The following is a 17,761-nucleotide window of genomic DNA, read 5'->3' as shown; positions in this document are numbered from 1 at the left end:
CTCAGACCATCATCCGGCGCGGATCGGCGATCAGCCCTGCCATATAACTCATGAAACGAGCCGCATCGGCACCGTTGATGACGCGGTGATCATAGCTCAGATCGAGCGGTACCATGTCCACCGGGCGTGCCGTGCCACCATCCCAAACGGTCACGGTTTCGGTGCGGGTGATCCCAAGGATTGCCACTTCAGGCGGATTGACGATGGGGGTAAAGCCAAGCCCGCCTATGCCGCCCAGATTGGAGATCGACATCGATGCGCCGCCCATCTCTTCGGGAGCGATCTTGCGGCTCTGGGCGCGGGTGGCGAGATCGGTGATCTCTGCCGCGATTTGCCACAGGCCCTTGCGATCAACATCGCGGACGACAGGAACCATCAGTCCGTGCGCCGTATCGACAGCAATACCGATATGGACGTAACCCTTGAGGATCAACGTCTTGCCATCGGCGCTCAGCGAGGCATTGAAGCGAGGGAACGCGCGCAAGGCCCTTGCCAGCGCCTTGGCCTGAAAGGCCAGCGCCGTGAGCTTGACACCGCGCGCCTGCGCCTCTGGTTTGAGCTCCTTGCGAAGAGCTTCGATTGCAGAAACATCGGCGCGGTCGTGATGGGTAACTTGTGGAATGAGCGCATTCGCCGCTCCCAGATTCGCGGAGGCCAATTGAGCAAAACGGCTCATTGGTTCTTCGCTGACAGGGCCGTAAGCAGCATGATCCACATCCCAATAGGACGTATCCGCAGCCGGGCCGGCGGCGTGATTGCTGCCCCCCAGATCCTCACGCGCGATGGTGGTTCGGCCCATATCTCGGGCCAGCCTCTCGAGGTCGATTCCCTTTTCCAGGGCCAACGCCCTGACCGATGGTGCTGCGATAACGTCTCTCATGTTCGCCCCCTTACCAGCTGGCTGAAATGTATTGGGTTTCCATGAATTCGAGCATGCCCTCATGCCCGCCTTCCCGCCCCAAGCCCGATTGCTTGACGCCACCAAACGGCGCGGCAGGGTCGCTCACGAGGCCGCGGTTGAGGCCGACCATGCCGTATTCCAAACGCTCGCAGACCTGCAGTGCGCGTTTGAAATCTTCGGAGAAAACATAGGCGACCAGGCCATACTCGGTGTCATTGGCGCGCGCGACAACATCTTCCTGATCGTTGAAAGTCTGGATTGCAGCCACAGGGCCAAAGATCTCGTCGCGCACGCATTCGGCGGTTTCAGGTACGTTCGAAAGCACTGTGGGAGGATAGTAATAGCCCTTTCCGTTTGGCAGGGTGCCTCCGCATTCGACTTTGGCGCCCTTGGCGACCGCATCGGCTACGAACTCGGCCACTTTGCCGCGCGTGTCGGCGTTGACCAACGGGCCCACATCGACGCTTGGGTCTGTCCCGTCGCCCATCTTGAGAGCAGACATGGCCTCGCTCAGGCGGCGGGTGAACTCTTCGGCAATGCTTTCGTGCACATAGATGCGGTTGGCAGCGGTGCAGGCTTCGCCGAGGTTGCGCATCTTGGCCAGCATGGTGCCTTCGATGGCTGTGTCCATATCGGCGTCTTCGAAGACCACCAGAGGTGCGTTACCCCCGAGTTCCATTGCGGGTTTGAGCACCTGGTCCGCCGCGCCTTTCAAAAGCGTGCGACCAACCCCCGTGGAGCCTGTGAATGACACGACCCGCACGCGCGGATCATGCAGCATGTGATCGACCAGTGCGCCGGTGCGGCGCGAGGGTAGCACGTTGACGAGCCCCGGCGGCACGCCAGCCTCTTCCAGAAGCGGCATCAGCGCCAGCATGGTCAGCGGCGTCTCGGAGGCGGGCTTGATGATCACAGCGCAGCCAGCGGCCAGCGCGGGCGCGATCTTGCGGGTGCCCATGGCGGCGGGGTAGTTCCACGGCGTCACCAAGACAGCCAGTCCCGCGGGCTTGTGCTGCACGACGATGCGCGCAGCGGATGCAGGCGCATGGGTGATCATCCCGTCGGCGCGCACGGCTTCTTCGGCAAACCAGCGGAAAAACTCAGCGGCATAACCTGCCTCGCCCATAGCGTCGGCGCGGGCTTTGCCATTTTCCAGCGTGATGAAATGGGCGAACTCCTCAAGCCGCGCGGTCATAAGCTCCCAGGCCTTGCGCAGCACTTCTGAGCGTTCGCGGGGCGTGCGCGCCGCCCAGTCGGCCATGGCCTTCTCCGCTGCATCCAGTGCAGCGTCTGCGTCGACAATCTCGGCAGAGGCGACAGAGGCCAGAACCTCTTCGGTGGCTGGGTTAATAACATCGAAACGCTCAGACGTTTTGCGCCATTCGCCGTTGATGTAGAGGTCGGTGAATTCCATTTCGGACTCCATTATTTAAAGCAGGTGGCGGAGCGGTTGCTCCACGCGGCCTGCGAATTCGGACAAAAGGCTGACAGCCTCGCTTGCAGTGAGGTGATCTGCGGCGCATTCGAGCGTGATCAGAAGCCCGGGTCCGAAGCGTGTGAGGGTCAGAACGGGGCAGGCCTCGGCGCCGAGTTCTACCGCTGTGACACGGCTCATCCGCAGATCGCGCAGAAGGATATCTGGCGAAGCATCTGCTTCAGCAAGGGTGATATCGGCTAGCTGACTGCCTCTTGCGGCAAAACTACGTGTCTCCCCGAGCAGCTCCACAGCAACGGTGCACGTCTCATACCCGAGGCTCGCAGCGGCCAAGCCGGCGAGCAGGGCATTGGCTTCAGAAAGCCCTGCCGCTTCAACCGCCCAGCTTGCGAAATCCGCAAATCCATCCTGAGCAAGCTCAGCCGTCAGGCGGCGGGATTGGGCGAACACAGTATGCGGCACGGTGGCGGGCAGGGATTTGATAACCTCGAGATCAGCCACATGATAAGGCTGCGGATGCTCTGCTTCGACGAGGCAGCCCAGATCAAGCCCTTGCTCAAGGGCGAGCCGTCGCGCTTTGGGAGAGGCAAGAATGCGCCCATCGGCGCGCGGTTTGGCGGGCGCCTTGGGAGCCGGCTTGGCCCCTTCAGCTGGCTTGGGGGCAGGCATGTTCGCGGACGCAGGTGCAGCTTCGGCTTTGGGAGCGCTCGCAGCGCTAGATTGGCTCAGCTGAACCGGGTTCGAAGGTGCCTCGGGAGAGATGATCGCGATTGGTGCGCCGACGGGGGCCTCTTCACCCGCTTCGGCCAAGAGCGCGGCGACGAAGCCATCGGCGCCGGACTCAACTTCCATGGTTGCCTTATCGGTTTCCACTTCGAAGAGAATGTCGGAAGCCGCAACGGCTTCGCCGAGGTTCTTGTGCCAGGAGACGATGAGGCCAGTATCCTGCGCCATCCCGAGCGCGGGCATGATCACGCTTGCGCCTTGGGGAAGCTTGGGTGATGGTCCAGCGGCTGAGGCGGCGGATGCTTCGGGAGCCGCGGCTTCCGCTCCAATTTGCGCGATCACATTGCCGACAGGAACTTCCTCGCCCGCCTGCGCGCGCACACCGTTGAGGAAGCCATCGGCTTGCGCTTCGACTTCCATTGTCGCCTTGTCGGTTTCCACTTCAAAAAGCACATCGCCCGTCTTGACCGCATCACCTTCCGACTTATGCCAGGCGACGATCAGACCAGTATCCTGCGCCATGCCGAGGGCTGGCATGATCACGTCATGCGGCATGGATCATCTCCCCCGACATGAGCTTGCGCGCATTCTCGGCCACGGCCTCTGGCGTGGGCACTGTGATGTCTTCCAAGGCAGGCGAAAATGGCACAGGCACATCCATAGCACCCATACGAAGCACTGGCGCATCGAGATGATAAAAGGCCTTCTCGTTGATGCGCCCTGCAATCTCGCCGGTGATACCAAAGCTTTGGTGACCTTCGTCGACGACGATGACACGGCTGGTCTTCTTGGCAGAGGCGATAAGTGTGTTTTCATCCAGCGGAACTATCGTGCGCGGGTCGATCACCTCGGCGTCGATGCCTTCGGCGGCCAGGATCTCGGCTGCCTTTTCACAGACCTGCACCATCGAGGAGGTGGCGATAAGCGTGATATCGCGGCCTTCGCGCTTGATTTTGGCCTCACCGAAGGGAATAAGAAACTCTTCCTCGGGCACGGGGGCCTTGTCGTTATACATCAGCTTGTCTTCGAAGATGACGACGGGGTTGTTGTCGCGGATCGCCGTTTTCATCAAGCCTTTTGCTTCATAAGCCGAAGACGGTAAGGCAACCTTAAGCCCGGGGATATGGGCCACAAGCGCGTGCAAGCTCTGGCTGTGTTGCGCGGCCGAGCGGCGTGTTGCACCAAGGTTGGTGCGCACGACCAGCGGCGCGCTCATCTTGCCGCCGGACATGTAGTGCGTCTTGGCCGCCTGATTGCAGAGCTGGTCCATGATCAGGTAGATGAAATCGCCGAACATAAGGTCAACGACAGGGCGCGTGCCTGTCATCGCTGCGCCGACGGCGAGGCCCATGAAGCCGGGCTCGGCGATCGGGGTGTCAACAACACGGTCGGTGCCGAATTCCTCGACAAGACCGGATAAAACCTTAAAGGGCGTGCCTGCTTCGGCAACATCTTCGCCGATGATGAACACGGTCTCGTCGCGGTGCATTTCTTCGGCCAAGGCTTCGTTGACGGCCTGTGATAGTGTGATCTCTCTCATGGGTCTCTCCTCAGGCCAACGCGTGTTTCACATCGGTGTAGACATGCATGTCCACTTCGGCCTCATCGGGGTATTTTGCCGCGAGCGCATGTTCGACAGCATCGGCGGCGTCTTTTTTGATCTCGGCGTTCATCGCTTCAATCTCCTCTTCGCTGGCGATGCCTTGCTCAACCAGCCAGCCGCGGAAACGGGTGATCGGATCACGATTGTCTTTCCAATCCTGCTCTTCTTTCTTGGAGCGGTAATATTCGCGGTTGATGTCGCCTACGTGGTGACCGTGATAGCGATAGGTCATCAGCTCGATGAAGAACGGGCCTTCGCCCTTGCGTGCACGCGCGACGAGCTTTTCGGTCAGCTCGTTAACGGCCAGAACATCCTGCCCGTCGACCTGATGCGCCTCGATGCCGAAAGCCTCGGCACGAGCGATGATCGAACCGGCGGCGATCTCGTCTGTGCGGGTGTATTCGGAATAGCCGTTGTTCTCACAGGCGTAGATCACCGGCAAGTTCCATAGCGCGGCCATGTTCATGACCTCGTACATGAGGCCCTGCGCTGTGGCACCATCACCAAAGAAGCAGACGGTCACATCGTCCTTGCCCAAGAGCTTGGCCGTATAAGCCGAGCCCGTGGCGATGCCCATTGAGCCGCCGACGATGGCATTGGCACCGAGGTTGCCGTTGGACTGGTCGGCGATATGCATCGAGCCGCCCTTACCGCGGCAATAGCCCTCTTCCTTACCTAAAAGCTCGCAGAACATCTCCTTGAGGTCAGCGCCCTTGGCCACGCAATGGCCATGGCCGCGGTGCGTGGATGTGATCTTGTCGGTTACTTTCAGCGCTTCGCAAATACCCACGGCAACCGCCTCTTCACCGGAATACATATGGGTCAACCCCGGCATCTTGGCCGAGAGGTAAAGCTGGTTGGCGTTGTCCTCGAAGGTGCGGATCCGCACCATTTGGCGATATATGCGCAAATAGTCCTCGGTGTTTGTTTTCGTCTTGGCCATGATGTCCTCTTGGGCGATAGGATCATCCCCGCCCTGCACCGGGAGTGTGTGCAGAGCGGGGCGCGTCCGCCTTTTAGTAGCGGTTGGCGATCGGAAGCTCTTGCGCAGGGAAGAGCGAAATCACTTCGCAACCGGTGTCGGTTACAACCACTTCTTCCTCGATCCGCGCGGCAGAGAAGCCGTCGGAGGCCGGGCAGTAGGTCTCCAGCGCAAAGACCATGCCGGTCTGGATTTCCATCGGGTTGTCGAGCGAAACTGCCCGGCTGATGATCGGGCGCTCGTGCAGCGCAAGGCCAAGGCCATGGCCGAACTGCAGACCGAAGGCAGACAGCTCATCGGGGAAGCCGAACTCCTCAGCTTTAGGCCAGAGTTTGGCGACCTTATCTGTCGTTACGCCTGGTTTGATGGCTTGGATAGACGCATCGATCCATTCACGCGCTTTCACATAGGCGTCCTGCTGCGAGGGCGTCGACATGCCGATGTTGAAAGTTCGGTAATAGCAGGTGCGATAGCCCTGATAGCTTTGCAAAATGTCGAAGAATGCCTGATCACCGGGGCGGAACTGACGGTCGGTGAAGTTGTGCGGATGCGGGTTGCAGCGCTCGCCGGAGATGGCATTGATCGCTTCCACATCGTCCGAGCCCCATTCGTAAAGGAGCTTGTTCGACATGGCGACGATCTCGTTCTCGCGCACGCCGGGTTTCAGCTCTTCGTAGATCATGTGATAGACACCATCGACCATCGATGCGGCCTGCGTAAGAAGCTGGATCTCGTCCCAGTTCTTGATTTCGCGGGCTGAAAGCATGATCTGCTGACCGTCGACGACGTTTAGACCCGCTTCCTTCAGCGCTTCGAACATGGCTGTTTCGGCATAGTCCACACCAACGGGCATGCCTTTCATACCAGCATCTTCGATGAGGCCTGCAATATCGCGCGCGTATTTCTTCATCAGCCCGAAGCTGGGCGGGATCGTGCCCCGCATACCGACAACCCCTGCATGGCAGTTCTCAGGCACGAGCCAATCGGAATACTTGCGGTGGTGAACAGCGGCAGAACCGAAATCCCAGACGTGCGGCGCGTCATTGCCCGTGATCAGGGCAAAGCGGCACATCTTGTCGCGCTCCCACTCGCCGATCTTGGTGGCCGTGGTATATCGGATATTGTTCACGTCGAAGAGCAGCAGCGAGCCTGCGTTGCTTTCCTTCAGTGCTTTTTGGGTGCGGGCCATACGGTAGCGGCGCAAACGGTCGTGATCGATCCGGCGCTCGAAGTCGACGGAGTTGTGTCCCCATGCGGGGATCTTGCCTTCCCAGCGCCAGTTCGGCTCAAGGTCTTGCGGGGTCAGAACGTTCGGTGTGAGTGCACGAGACATGAGGTTCTCCTTCGGGGGCCTGTTCTGCTCCCGCCTTTCTGTTGAATAATATCGTAATTTCAATATGTTACTTAGTGGCCCAACCGCCATCGATCGAGATCATCTGCCCGGTCATGTAGTCGCTGTCGTTGGAGGCAAGGAAAGAGGCCGTACCGGTGATGTCATCAGGACAAGACACCCGCTTGATCACGAGGTTGTTCTCGACGATGTCATCGTAAGCTTGTCCTGCGCGGTCCTTGAAACCGATCTCCACGAGATCCTTGTCGAGCTGCTCCCAGAGCGGTGTGACAACCACGCCCGGCGCATAGCCGTTCACCGTGATATTGTGCTCGGCAAGCCCCAGTGCGCCGCATTCCGTAAGCGCAAGGCAGCCGTATTTCGACGTGCAGTAGACTGTCACATCCACCAGCGGCTTGCGCGAGGCGATGGAACCGACGTTGATCAGCTTATAGGGATGGTCCTCCATCGGGCCCTGCGCGATCATCTGCTTGGCGGTCTCTTGCATGCCGAGCCACATCGCCTTTGTGTTGACATTCATGATCATGTCCCAATTGTCTTCATCGATATCCATGAAGAAGCGGGGCTTGTTGAGGCCGGCATTTAAGAGGCCGACGTTGATCGAGCCGAAGGCCTCGACCGTGGCGGCCACTGCGGCGGCATTGTCTTCGCGCTTGGTCACATCGCATCTGACCGCAACTGCCTTGCCGTTTCCAGCGGCGTTGATACGGTCTGCAACAACCTGGGCCTCATCGCCGTCAAGATCGGCAAGGCAGACATTGGCGCCTTGAGCCGCGAAGCTCTCGGCATTGGCCGCCCCCATGCCGCGGGCGGCTCCGGTGATCAGGATATTCTTGCCTTTTAGGCGATTGGGCTCCATGGTCTCTCCTCCTCAGATGACGTTAGTCTGGTAAAATCAGGGCATCGGCGCAGGCTTGCGCCGCTTTCAGGGCTTCACGCGGGGTGAGGATCCCACGCAGCATGTCGTGAAACTCCGTGCCGCAGATCTGGATGATGTCGCAGATCTCGGGCACGGGCGGGCGCGGCCAGAACTGAAGCTCATCGCGCCATGACATGCCATCGACGGCCTCAAAAATCGGCGAGGCGCGGCGCACCTCGGGATCTGCGCCGACGGAATAGCGCGGGTTGGTCCGGCTGCCGTTTTGCACATAGAGCTTCTGCGCCTCGGGCGAGGTAAAAACCGTCAGCGCTTCGACTGCCGCCTTGATCCGCTCTGGCGCCAGATTGGCTGGAATGCCCATGATGTAGCCGCCCACAGGGGCCACGGGGCTAGCGCCTGCACCGGCGGGGTGCGGCAGGTAGCCTGTCTGGCCATAGGCGGGCGAGCTTTCGTCGAGCTCGAAATAGGGCGCCAAAAGCGTGTAGCCATAGGCCATGGCGATCTTGCCAGCGGCATAGGGGCGGATGCGCTCGTACCACGACATCGACAGGATGTCGGAGGGCGAGTAGCGCAGCAACTCCATGAGGAACTCCGCAGCCTGCAGGCCCAGCTCAGTGTCGATCGTCGGGCGGTAACCACCCTTTGCAAGATCGTCTGTCTTGAAGCCTCCCGCCATTTTAGGCAGATTCAGGATTGGCTGTCCGAAATCGGCCATTGTCATCAAGACGGTATGTCCCAGCGCGGTGCCGCGCGCGGCGTTCCAGGCGATCCCGTAGCGGCCACGGGAGGGGTCGTGCAGCGCCTTGGCGGCTTCGAGCAGCATGTCGGTCGTCGCCGGGGGTTTCAGCCCCACTTCGGCAAAGAGATCCTTGCGGTAGAACAGCAGCTCCGGCGTTTCCTGGGCCGGCACGCCGTAGGGCCGACCGTTCCAGTGGGCTGCCTGCCAGCCTGCCGTGTGAAAATCGGCCGGATCGATCCGCGCAATGTCCATCGCCTCATCGAGCGGCATCAAAAGGCCGTTCTCGGCGTAGTCACCGACCCAAGGCAGGTCGAGCGCGATGATATCGTATCGGCTGCTCTTGCGCTCTGCATTGCGCATCGCTTCCTCGCGCAGACGGTCGATCGAGAAGGCACGCTGATGAATCTGCGTGCCTATTACCTGTTCGAACTGGCGTTTGAGATTTTCCATGACCATAAAAGTCGGATCGCCGTGCACAAGAACGCGGATCCCTCCCGAAACCTTGAGCGGTTCGGGAAGAACCTTGAGCGGCGGGATGGACTGAGCGGCCATGTAAGAGCCACCAAAATAGTAATCCTTGCTTTCCACGCCGCGTTCGCGCCCGCCAAAGCGCGATTCCGCAAGGCGCGCGACGCGGCCCGAAAGCTGCATCCACTGTTCGAGCAGCTTCTCGCTGGGATGCAGCGAAAAGCTTTTTCCAGTGCGCGTGCGCGGGCGTTGCTCGATGAGGCCCAACGACACCATTTCCTTCAGGCGCCGCGTCGCCGTGGCGTAGGGCACCTGGCTGGCGCCAATCAGCGAGGTGGGCGTCACCGTTTTCGCTTCCAAATGGCCGCGCACCAGATGCAGTGTCATGCGGAAGTAGGGGTTGGGCGCAAAGAGCTCGACCGATGCTTCCACCTCTTCGCCGGAATCCTCCAGAAAGGACAAAATGCGCAACATCTCGCTTCTCGCCTGCGGCGATACGATATGTCTTTCATCTTGTCCTTTCATCGCGTTCATTGGCTTTGACCATCTTTGTAAGGGCTTGCGCGTCGTGGGGTTGCGCTTTTCATCCATTTTGGACGAGTCGTGATTCACCACTGGTTCTCTCCCGTTCAATTTGGTTAAAATGACATCCAAATCGTATCGCATAAAAATCCATTCTGGATATATTTACATCCAAAATGGATATTAAACGTGCATTTTGAGGGCTTGGGACGCGTCACATTAGTCGCAATCGCCTGAACAGACGGGTGATGATTCCTCGAAAGGAGACGAGGATGAACCGGAAATAACCTATGGATACTCTGGGAGGAGACCCAAATGAACTATCGCAACGCACTGGCAGTAACGACGACAGCTGCCGCACTGATGGTCGCCAGCGCCGCTGCCGCAGACACGATGAAAATCGGCATCACTCAGAACAACGTGGGCGTCGACAGCTACCAGACCACATATGAAAAGGCCTTCATCGCCGCAGCCGAGGCGAACGAGAATGTCGAGGCGGTTGTTCTTGACGCAGGCGGCGACGTAGCCCGCCAAATCGCGCAGATGGAAGACCTGATCCAGCAGGAAGTCGACGCCATCATCATCTGGCCGACAAATGGTGAAGCGGTGATCCCCGCAGTTCGCAAGGCGCACACAGCAGGCATTCCGGTCATCGTCACCAACTCGAACATCGCCGAGCAGGGCTATGATTTCGTTGCGTCCTTCTCGGGTCCCGACAACATCACCCAAGGCTCGCGCTCAGCAGAGATCATGTGCGACAAGTTCAAGGCGATGGGCATCGACAACGAAGCACGCGTCGTGCAGATCTCCGGTCAGCCCGGCTACACCACCGCAATCGAGCGCCAGAAGGGCTTTGACGACCGTTTGCCCGAAGTTTGCCCGAACGTGACGCTCGTCGAGACACAGCCAGGCGACTGGAACCGCGAGAAGTCGCAGAAAGTCATGGAAGCCTTTCTCGTCAAGTATGACGACATCGACGGTGTTTACGCGGGCGACGACAACATGGGTGTTGGCGCACTGAACGCCGCCAAGGCAGCGGGCCGTGATGGCATCATTTTCGTCGGAGCGACGAACTTTGCTGTTGGCTATGAGGCCATGGAGCGTGGCGAATATTGGGGATCGATCTACCAATCGCCGGTTGATGACGCTGAAGCGGCTCTTAAAACGGCCATCGAAACGCTCGAAGGCAAGGAACTGCCGTTCCTGAACTACTTCGATACACCGAAGATCACCCAGGACAACATGGGCGACTTCACAAAGCCCGTCTTCTAAGACTTTGGCTTTAGCGGGTGCGGCTTAGGCTGCGTCCGCATCTTACCTGACAACACTATTTCTTTCGAGAGCGTAGATCATGGCCCGTGTTTCCGGTCGATCCTGCATCGTGACCGGCGCCGCCCAGGGTATTGGGCGCGCCATCGGCGAAGCCCTTCTGGAAGAAGGCGCCGATGTTTGCTTTGCCGATATCAACGGCGAGAAAGTCGCCGAAGTGGCTGCCGCCAATCAAATGCGTGCAGCGCAGGGGGGTGGCAAAGTCACCCATGCCGCGGTTGATGTGACAAACCGCGCCCAGGTCCGCACGATGATCGACCATGTGGTCGAGACCTTCGGCAAGCTGGACGTCAAGTTCAACAATGCGGGCGTGAATAAGCCGATGAACTTCCTCGACGTGACCGAGGAGAACTGGCGCTTCATTACCGATGTAAACGGTCTCGGCTGCCTCATCGGAATGCAGGAAGCGGCAAAACAATTCATCCGCCAGGGAACGTCCGGCAAGATCATCAACACCGCCTCTATCGCCAGCCGGCAGGGCTTTGACAATGTTGCGCCCTACTGCGCGTCAAAATTTGGCGTTGTGGCGCTCACACAATCCGGCGCACGCGATCTGGCGAAACATGATATCACCGTGACGGGATTTGCACCCGGTGTCGTGGCCACCGAGATGTGGGAGCAGGTCGATCAAGATCTGATGGCAATCGGTGCAGCCAAACGTCCAGGACAAGCGATGGAGGAGTTTTCCTCAGAGATCCTGAAAGGCCGAGTGGCCAAGCCTGAAGACATCACAGGAACAACAACGTTCCTGGCATCGAAAGAAAGCGACTACATGACCGGTCAGATCGTGATGATTGACGGCGGCATGACATTGGTATGATCGCCGCATTGGCGAGAAATGGGAGGAAGCCATGGCAGGGCTGACGAAAAAAGAGATTGGCGGCTTTCTGGCCCGACAGGGCATTCTTGTCGCCTTCGTGATCTTCATGATCGGGTTTGCGCTTGCAAATGGGCGCTTTATCGATCCCGATAACATCATGGGCGTAGTCCGTTCCTCAGCCATTCTGGGCGTTATGGCCATTGGCGTCACCTTCGTCGTGATCAGCGGCAACCTTGATCTTTCGGTCGGCTCAATGATGTCGTTCTCGACCATCGTGGTGCTGGATCTGCACGACAAGATCGGCCCCGCGCTCGCGATCCCGGCAATGTTCGCCATGACACTCTGCCTGGGCGCATTCATCGGCTTTCTCGTCGGGTATCTGAAGCTCAACTCGCTGATCGTGACCTTGGGTATGTTGTCGGCCATTCACGGCCTGACGCTGACCTATTCGGGTGGCAAGAACATGGACATCGCCGACAAGGAAGGTACGTGGTTCAGCGTATTCGGTCAGGGCGACGCGCTTGGCATCCCCGTGCCGATCCTGCTCTTTGTTCTACTGTTGGTGGTGTTGGGGACAATGCTGTCGAAGACACCGTTCGGGCGCAAGGTCTATGCTGTTGGCGGCAACGGAACAGCGGCGGCGTTTTCAGGCATCCGGCGCAGGCGCGTGATCTTCTCCTGCTATCTGCTCAGTGCATTCTGCGTTGCCACTGCGGGCCTCATCCAAGCCAGCCGAAGCCTTGGCTCGCAAAACACCGTGGGGCAAGGGCTTGAGCTGGAGGTGCTGGCTGCCGTCATCTTGGGCGGGGCATCGCTGCTGGGCGGTTCGGGCACGATCTTCAAGACCGTGATCGGCGTTCTGATCCTTGGTTTCATACAGAATGGCCTCTTGCTCGTCGGGCTCCAATTCTATGTTCAATTCGTTGTGACTTGGGTCATCATCATCCTTGCTGTCTGGCTCGATATCGCAGCCAAGCGCGGCAAGCTCTGGTCCCCAATCGCGTAAATCAGGAGAGATCATGCAAGCCGGAACTCTATCAAGCTTTCTCAAACGCGGTGCCATCTGGGGATTCATCATCTTCGAGCTGATCTTCTTCTCGATCGCGGGCGAGTTCCTTTCGGTCAGTGACAAGGCCTTCATGGATATCGACAACATGCTGCTTTTGTTCAAGCAGTCCGCGCCGATCGGCATCATTGCCATGGGCATGACTATCATCATGATAAACGGCAATATCGACCTCAGCGTCGGGGCCACCTATGCGATCTGCGCAATCGTGCTTCTCGACAGTATGACCTGGCCGATCTTTGCCGGGCTCGGTGACGGTGTGATCCCCGTGGCATGGGTGCTGGCGCTGCTGACCGGAGTTTTTCTGGGCGCGCTCAATGGGCTCATTGTCTGGAAGACAGGAGTCGATGCCTTCATCGTCACGCTGGGCTCCATGCTGGGTTATCGCGGGCTTGTCTTCATGTACAATGGGGAGCAGCCGACCAGCCACCTCAACTGGACATTGGTGGACTTTGCCGAGGCGCAGTTTCTCGGTCTGCATACGGCCACATGGTTTCTGCTCATCGTAACCGCCGCAATCTGGTTCCTGATGAACCGCACGGTGCACGGGCGCAATGCCTACGCCATCGGCAACAACCGCGAGGCGGCCGTCAACGCGGGTATCCGCGTCGGTCCGCACATGATGGTCAACTTCATGATCATCGGGTTCCTGGCCGCGCTTTCTGCGGTGGTGTTCTACTCCGAGTCCGGCTCGGTCAACCCCAACGACGGTGAGCTTTACGAGCTGTGGGTGATCACGGCAGTCGTTCTGGGCGGCACGAAGCTTACAGGCGGCGCAGGCTCGATCATATCGACATTCGGCGGCGTTCTGGCGATCCAGCTTCTACGCAAGGGCCTGGCCCATCTGGGGGCCGACACATCAACGGTCAACCTCGTGATCGGCCTGATCCTGATCGCGGTCCTCTTCCTAGATCGGCAGTTGAACTTAAAAGGCAAAGAGGAGTTGAAGGTATGACCGAGAAAACCCCCGTCCTGCGGCTCGAAGGAATCGTCAAGACTTTCCCCGGTGTGCGCGCCCTCGATGACGTCTCCTTGACGATCCTGCCTGGAGAGGTTCATGCCCTCATGGGAGAGAACGGTGCTGGCAAATCGACCCTGATGAAGGTGCTCGGTGGCATCCACCAGCCCGACGAGGGCCAGATCATCGTGGGTGAACAGCCCGTGGTCATGTCCGGCCCGCTTGATGCGAAGGCCAAGGGTATTGTTTTCATTCATCAGGAACTGAGCTTGGCCGATGAGCTGAGCGTGGCTGAGAACATCTATCTAGGCGAGCTGCCCCGCAAGCGCTTTGGGTTTGTCGACTGGGCCGAGCTTGAGGCCAAGACAAGCGCAATCCTTGAGCGCCTGAAAGTCGGGTTCATGGCCAAGACGCGCGTCGGGGATTTGTCGATTGCCAACCAGCAGATGGTTGAAATCGCTCGTGCCCTCACGGTCGATGCGAAGGCGGTGATTTTCGATGAACCTACAGCCTCGCTGACTGACGCCGAAAAAATCGTACTCTTTGAAGTGATCGCCGATCTGCAGGCGCAGGGCGTTGGCATCGCCTATATCTCGCACCGCATGGAGGAGATCTTCAAGATCACTGACAGGATCAGCGTGCTGCGTGACGGCCAGTATCAAGGCACGGTCAACACCGCCGACACCGACGCAGAAGGCGTCACGCATATGATGATCGGGCGCAAGCTCGATCTTTCGCGCAACGAAACGCACCATGAATTGGGCGATGTGGCCCTTGAGGTGCGCGGGCTGAGCTGCGGCGAGCTGTATAACGCTGTCAGCTTTGAGGTGCGTCGCGGCGAAGTGGTCGGCTTCTATGGCCTCGTCGGGGCCGGGCGCACAGAGATCGCAGAAACGCTTTTCGGTCTGCGTGACCCTTCTTCCGGAGCGATCTTTCTGGATGGCGAAGAGGTGCGCATCCACTCTCCGCATGACGCCATCGAACGTGGCATTTCGCTGGTGCCAGAAGATCGCAAGAGCCAGGGTCTGGTGCTTGGTATGAACTGCCGAGACAACATGACCCTGCCACAGGTCAACGACTTGACGGCCGGGCCGTTTGTGGCCGAAGGCTCAGAGATTGCCATCTTCGATCAATACCGCGACAGACTAGGCATTCGCACGCCCGGGTGGAAGCAACTCGTCGGCAATCTTTCGGGGGGGAACCAGCAGAAGATCGTGATCGGCAAATGGCTTTCGATGCACCCCAACGTGCTCATCGTTGATGAACCGACACGCGGCATCGACGTTGGCTCCAAGGCCGAGATCCACAACCTGATCCGCGAGTTGGCCGCACAGGGCTACGCCGTGATCGTTATCAGCTCGGAGATGCCCGAGATTCTGCACGTCAGCGACCGGATCGTTGCCATGTATTCGGGCCGAGTGATGCGCACATTTACCTCCGAAGAGGTGACAGAAGAAAACCTCATCGCAGCAATTTCTGGGCTTGAAGCCGAAAAGGTGGCCTGATGCGAGTCGGCTTTGTCGGTCTCGGCCGGATGGGCGTGCATATGGCGCGCAATCTGTCGCATGCAGGGCATGAGGTGACACTCTGGAACCGCTCACCTGACAAAGCTCAGGCTCTGGCTGCGGTGTTGAACTGTGCCGTGACGGACAGCCCTCGCGCGCTGTCGAATGCGACGGAGGTGGTCATGACCATGCTTGCCGACGATCCGTCTTCGGAAACAGTGCATAGCGGCCCGGACGGGCTTTTCGCCGGATCGGCGCAGACCTATGTCGAGATGGGCACGATGAGCCCGGACCACATTCAGCGGCTTGTCCAAGGCGCACCTGAGGGCGCGTGCGTGATCGACGCTCCGGTCTCGGGCGCGACACAGGCCGCCGCCGAAGCGCAGTTGGTGATCATGGCAGGCTGCACGCCAGAAGAAGCCAGACCGCTCGGTCCGCTGTTTGATGCAATGGGCAAAGAAACCCTCTGCCTTGGCCACGCGGGCGACGGAGCGGTGATGAAGCTGGCGGTCAATTCGCTCATCCACGGTATCAACCAGACACTTGCAGAGGCGATGACACTGGCCGAGGCGGCGGGCATCGATCCGGAGGCGGCGTTTGACGTGATCGAGGCCTCAGCCGCCTGCGCGCCAATGCTTAAATACCGCCGCCCGCTATATCTGGACGAAGCCGCCAATGAAGTGACTTTCACCGTCGCACTGGCGCGAAAGGATATGGAAGTCACCGCCGATCTGGCCCGCAAGTTCGGCACCAATATGCCTCAGGGTTTGAGCACATTGGAAATCCTTAAACAGGCTGAAACGGAAGGCTATGCCGCCCGCGACATGGCCTCGATTCTGACCTATATGAGGAAAAAGAAGAGATGAAAGCTGTACTTTTTGTTGGAGGCTGGAAAGGTCACGCGCCGATGGAGTTCGCCGATTGGTATCGTGATCTGCTTCAGGCGAATGGTTTTGAGGTTGTCATCCATGACACGTTGGCGCCGCTGGAACGCCCCGAAGAGATGGCGGACGTCGATTTGATCACCCCGATCTGGTCATCCGCCCGATCTGGTCACAAAGAAGAATTCGGCAACATGACCAAGCCACAAGAGGATGGCTTGCTCAAGCTCATCGGGGATGGGTGCGGGCTGGCCGGCTGGCACGGGCATATGGGCGATGCGTTTCGCGACCGCCCCACTTACCACTTTCTTATCGGCGGCCAGTTCGTCGCGCACCCGCCCGGCTGGCCTGACAACCTCCAACCCAAAGAAGACTATATCGACTACGATGTGACAATCTGCCAGCCGGATCATCCGCTGGTCGAAGGTATCCGCAGCTTCCGCATCACATCCGAACAATACTACATGCTCACCGATCCATCGAATAACGTGCTGGCGACAACGACGTTTTCAGGCGACCACCTATGGTGGATCGAGGGTACGGTGATGCCTGTCACGTGGACGCGCCGCTGGGACAAAGGGCGCGTGTTCTATTGTTCAATCGGTCATGAGTTGGACGACCTCAAAGTACCAGAAGTCTCCGAGATGATCCGCCGCGGAGCGATTTGGGCTGGGCGCAAAGCATAAAGGCCACTTCACAGCGACACTACAATTTGCCTTGCGATTTGAACCTAGATCGCTTCGTTGTCGCCGTAGATCACATAAGTTACCGGTCTTGTCACTGCGTTGCAGCATATTCAGCTTTGCCCTTGCAGCGCGAAAATCGAATTCACAATTATGGCTCGAATCTGCCAATTGCAGAAGAACAGCAATAGGATCAAAATTGCCATACCCAATGTCTGGGTGTTCGGGCGCGGTGGGATTGGGAAGATGGAGGGAAATATGTCTTCTTCCAACTTGCCTGCAATCATCCCACCGAAACGGGCTTGGAACCGCGGAAGGGTATCGGCCAGAAGCGCCCCCTTTTGCCGAAACATGTTTGGGCAATCCGTGTCCGACTTGAGTTAGCCGGTGAACTTCGAGATCTTGCTCTTTTCAATCTTGCTATCGATAGCAAATTGCGAGGTTGCGATTTGGTCAGGCTGAAAGTGTCGGACGTCTTCGCATCTGGTTCGATCAAAGAACGGGTGTCGGTGCTTCAAAGCAAGACACAGACACCGGTCCGATTTGAAATCACAGATGGCACTCGTAAATCTCTTCTGGAATGGATCTCAAATCCAGCAATGATCGGCCATGAGTACCTTTGGCCTGGGCGTTTTCATGATCGACCTCACATTTCGACGCATCAGTATGCAAGGCTTCTCAAAGATTGGGTCAAGTCAATCGGGCTGGAGTCAAGCGCATATGGAACGCATTCCATGAGACGAACGAAAGTCGCTCAGATATACAAAAAGACAGGAAACCTAAGGGCTGTGCAGCTTTTGTTGGGCCATACAAAGATGGGCAGCACAGTTTGATATCTGGGCGTCGATCTTGAAGATGCTCTTGCCATTTCGGAAAGTGTTGAGATTTGAAGACATAAGGAGAGGGCCGGTG

Annotated in this window: 15 protein-coding genes and 1 pseudogene; 8 read left to right on the top strand and 8 right to left on the bottom strand. The window is 58.5% G+C overall.

What is annotated here, in order from left to right; all coding sequences use genetic code 11:
- Position 1 precedes the first annotated feature (1 nt).
- The 8 genes from CPH65_RS12570 to CPH65_RS12535 all read right to left on the bottom strand — a co-directional run bounded on the left by CPH65_RS12570 (position 2) and on the right by CPH65_RS12535 (position 9,700).
- A complete protein-coding gene (locus CPH65_RS12570; protein ID WP_096173783.1) occupies positions 2–880 on the bottom strand; it encodes a 2-oxo acid dehydrogenase subunit E2 in 879 nt (292 codons plus the stop codon).
- Between the two features lie 10 nt (positions 881–890).
- A complete protein-coding gene (locus CPH65_RS12565; protein WP_096173782.1) occupies positions 891–2,315 on the bottom strand; it encodes an NAD-dependent succinate-semialdehyde dehydrogenase in 1,425 nt (474 codons plus the stop codon).
- 15 nt (positions 2,316–2,330) lie between these two features.
- A complete protein-coding gene (locus CPH65_RS12560) occupies positions 2,331–3,617 on the bottom strand; it encodes a biotin/lipoyl-containing protein (protein ID WP_096173781.1) in 1,287 nt (428 codons plus the stop codon).
- On the bottom strand, positions 3,607–4,602 hold the full coding sequence (locus CPH65_RS12555; RefSeq protein ID WP_096173780.1) for an alpha-ketoacid dehydrogenase subunit beta: 996 nt from the start codon (positions 4,600–4,602) through the stop codon (positions 3,607–3,609). Before CPH65_RS12555 ends, CPH65_RS12560 begins: the two co-directional genes overlap by 11 nt.
- A gap of 10 nt (positions 4,603–4,612) precedes the next feature.
- On the bottom strand, positions 4,613–5,608 hold the full coding sequence (locus tag CPH65_RS12550; protein ID WP_096176391.1) for a thiamine pyrophosphate-dependent dehydrogenase E1 component subunit alpha: 996 nt from the start codon (positions 5,606–5,608) through the stop codon (positions 4,613–4,615).
- 73 nt (positions 5,609–5,681) lie between these two features.
- Positions 5,682–6,980 (bottom strand): Xaa-Pro peptidase family protein, encoded by a 1,299-nt coding sequence (locus CPH65_RS12545; RefSeq protein ID WP_096173779.1) that lies wholly within the window; start codon positions 6,978–6,980, stop codon positions 5,682–5,684.
- A 67-nt stretch (positions 6,981–7,047) separates the two neighbouring features.
- On the bottom strand, positions 7,048–7,857 hold the full coding sequence (locus CPH65_RS12540; RefSeq protein ID WP_096173778.1) for an SDR family NAD(P)-dependent oxidoreductase: 810 nt from the start codon (positions 7,855–7,857) through the stop codon (positions 7,048–7,050).
- A gap of 22 nt (positions 7,858–7,879) precedes the next feature.
- Positions 7,880–9,700 carry an ABC transporter substrate-binding protein gene (locus CPH65_RS12535; RefSeq protein ID WP_244574391.1) on the bottom strand — a complete coding sequence of 607 codons (1,821 nt, stop codon included), beginning with the start codon at positions 9,698–9,700 and terminating at the stop codon, positions 7,880–7,882.
- Positions 9,701–9,922: 222 nt separating this feature from the next.
- Here CPH65_RS12535 and CPH65_RS12530 point away from each other — a divergent pair, with 222 nt between their 5' ends.
- The 8 genes and pseudogenes from CPH65_RS12530 to CPH65_RS12495 all read left to right on the top strand — a co-directional run bounded on the left by CPH65_RS12530 (position 9,923) and on the right by CPH65_RS12495 (position 17,682).
- Positions 9,923–10,879, top strand: a complete 957-nt coding sequence (locus CPH65_RS12530; RefSeq protein WP_096173776.1) for a sugar ABC transporter substrate-binding protein — start codon at positions 9,923–9,925, stop codon at positions 10,877–10,879.
- Positions 10,880–10,958: 79 nt separating this feature from the next.
- A complete protein-coding gene (locus CPH65_RS12525) occupies positions 10,959–11,756 on the top strand; it encodes an SDR family oxidoreductase (RefSeq protein ID WP_096173775.1) in 798 nt (265 codons plus the stop codon).
- A gap of 31 nt (positions 11,757–11,787) precedes the next feature.
- The gene (locus CPH65_RS12520) at positions 11,788–12,762 is read left to right on the top strand and encodes an ABC transporter permease (RefSeq protein ID WP_096173774.1); all 975 of its coding nucleotides are present in this window, start codon (positions 11,788–11,790) and stop codon (positions 12,760–12,762) included.
- A 13-nt stretch (positions 12,763–12,775) separates the two neighbouring features.
- Positions 12,776–13,777 (top strand): ABC transporter permease, encoded by a 1,002-nt coding sequence (locus CPH65_RS12515; protein ID WP_096173773.1) that lies wholly within the window; start codon positions 12,776–12,778, stop codon positions 13,775–13,777.
- A complete protein-coding gene (locus CPH65_RS12510; RefSeq protein ID WP_096173772.1) occupies positions 13,774–15,285 on the top strand; it encodes a sugar ABC transporter ATP-binding protein in 1,512 nt (503 codons plus the stop codon). The genes CPH65_RS12515 and CPH65_RS12510 overlap by 4 nt, the downstream gene beginning before the upstream one ends.
- On the top strand, positions 15,285–16,151 hold the full coding sequence (locus CPH65_RS12505; RefSeq protein WP_096173771.1) for an NAD(P)-dependent oxidoreductase: 867 nt from the start codon (positions 15,285–15,287) through the stop codon (positions 16,149–16,151). The genes CPH65_RS12510 and CPH65_RS12505 overlap by 1 nt, the downstream gene beginning before the upstream one ends.
- Positions 16,148–16,852, top strand: coding sequence for a ThuA domain-containing protein (locus CPH65_RS12500; protein WP_096173770.1), 705 nt, complete (start codon positions 16,148–16,150; stop codon positions 16,850–16,852). Before CPH65_RS12505 ends, CPH65_RS12500 begins: the two co-directional genes overlap by 4 nt.
- 255 nt (positions 16,853–17,107) lie before the next feature.
- A pseudogene (locus tag CPH65_RS12495) lies at positions 17,108–17,682 on the top strand (tyrosine-type recombinase/integrase).
- Positions 17,683–17,761: the final 79 nt, after the last annotated feature.

The sequence above is a fragment of the Cohaesibacter sp. ES.047 genome (genome assembly GCF_900215505.1).
GTDB lineage: Bacteria > Pseudomonadota > Alphaproteobacteria > Rhizobiales > Cohaesibacteraceae > Cohaesibacter.
The sequence above is the reverse complement of the archived record's forward strand: the minus strand, read 5'-3'. Positions and strand labels throughout refer to the sequence as shown.

What these genes read in the sequence shown, in the direction of transcription:
- CPH65_RS12570 (WP_096173783.1), bottom strand. Translation starts at nt 880, where the DNA reads ATGAGAGACGTTATCGCAGCACCATCGGTCAGGGCGTTGGCCCTGGAA.
- CPH65_RS12565 (WP_096173782.1), bottom strand. Translation starts at nt 2,315, where the DNA reads ATGGAATTCACCGACCTCTACATCAACGGCGAATGGCGCAAAACGTCT.
- CPH65_RS12560 (WP_096173781.1), bottom strand. Translation starts at nt 3,617, where the DNA reads ATGCCGCATGACGTGATCATGCCAGCCCTCGGCATGGCGCAGGATACT.
- CPH65_RS12555 (WP_096173780.1), bottom strand. Translation starts at nt 4,602, where the DNA reads ATGAGAGAGATCACACTATCACAGGCCGTCAACGAAGCCTTGGCCGAA.
- CPH65_RS12550 (WP_096176391.1), bottom strand. Translation starts at nt 5,608, where the DNA reads ATGGCCAAGACGAAAACAAACACCGAGGACTATTTGCGCATATATCGC.
- CPH65_RS12545 (WP_096173779.1), bottom strand. Translation starts at nt 6,980, where the DNA reads ATGTCTCGTGCACTCACACCGAACGTTCTGACCCCGCAAGACCTTGAG.
- CPH65_RS12540 (WP_096173778.1), bottom strand. Translation starts at nt 7,857, where the DNA reads ATGGAGCCCAATCGCCTAAAAGGCAAGAATATCCTGATCACCGGAGCC.
- CPH65_RS12530 (WP_096173776.1), top strand. Translation starts at nt 9,923, where the DNA reads ATGAACTATCGCAACGCACTGGCAGTAACGACGACAGCTGCCGCACTG.
- CPH65_RS12525 (WP_096173775.1), top strand. Translation starts at nt 10,959, where the DNA reads ATGGCCCGTGTTTCCGGTCGATCCTGCATCGTGACCGGCGCCGCCCAG.
- CPH65_RS12520 (WP_096173774.1), top strand. Translation starts at nt 11,788, where the DNA reads ATGGCAGGGCTGACGAAAAAAGAGATTGGCGGCTTTCTGGCCCGACAG.
- CPH65_RS12515 (WP_096173773.1), top strand. Translation starts at nt 12,776, where the DNA reads ATGCAAGCCGGAACTCTATCAAGCTTTCTCAAACGCGGTGCCATCTGG.
- CPH65_RS12510 (WP_096173772.1), top strand. Translation starts at nt 13,774, where the DNA reads ATGACCGAGAAAACCCCCGTCCTGCGGCTCGAAGGAATCGTCAAGACT.
- CPH65_RS12505 (WP_096173771.1), top strand. Translation starts at nt 15,285, where the DNA reads ATGCGAGTCGGCTTTGTCGGTCTCGGCCGGATGGGCGTGCATATGGCG.
- CPH65_RS12500 (WP_096173770.1), top strand. Translation starts at nt 16,148, where the DNA reads ATGAAAGCTGTACTTTTTGTTGGAGGCTGGAAAGGTCACGCGCCGATG.